This window comes from Oleiphilus sp. HI0080, assembly GCF_001635135.1.
In genome coordinates this window covers 1-785 of sequence record NZ_LWFU01000903.1, presented here as the reverse complement: position 1 = coordinate 785, position 785 = coordinate 1, and the positions used below count along the sequence as shown (strand labels likewise).

Genomic DNA, 785 nt, shown 5'->3' with positions numbered 1-785 from the left:
GCAACTCAGCTAGCGCACCCCGCATAGCGACACCATTACTTACTCGAACCTCTCCGATGGCACCGTTCAAATTATTAACGAGCTCTGCATCAAAATACGCACCGTAAGTGGCCTGTGATTGTTCGTCATATTCCATCCGCCATTCGAAATCATTCAAAGTGTAAGACTCACTCAAATTTCCCAAAACGAGAGAGCTAGCGATCGCCTCAGAGGTGATCCGCAATATTTTGTTCTCTGCACGGTTCTGGGTGTGCGTTAGCGTAACGCTTCCATTGAGGATTCGCGTAGAGTCGCTTGCAGCCAATGTTAAACTAGCGAGATCAAGATCTATTTGACGCTCATAATAGGTACAGTCTACCTTTTCCTCTAAACCCTCAGAGACTTTATAAATTGAAGCACCATCTGCATCAAGGACAGAGCCGCTCACTGTAGATGAACTATTCAACACGACGGCTTCTTCGCTCAAGCTGAGCTCGTAAACCGCATGTTCGACCACTTCGGTTCTATCCGTTGGATTAGCGTTTAGATAGCGCACAAATAAGCGCGGCCCCTGCTTGTCGAATAATATCATCTCAGCCTGATCCGCAATCACTCTTGCGCTTCCATCAAAGTCATCGCGAACCACACGAGATGCACAATGATCAATATCGACTACATTAGAAAATTCGGTGTTATAACCCTCAATCTCTAGATAACGGCCGGTAATAAGACCATTTAACTGAATACCATTCGATCTAACACACTCATCAAACTCAATGCTAAAAGCATCTTGTACGCGATACTCG

The 785-nt window shown here is 45.5% G+C and carries 1 protein-coding gene; it reads right to left on the bottom strand.

Annotated elements, in window-relative coordinates:
• A partial coding sequence (locus tag A3751_RS23075) for a hypothetical protein (protein WP_197466469.1) occupies nt 1-785 on the bottom strand: 785 nt, incomplete at both ends.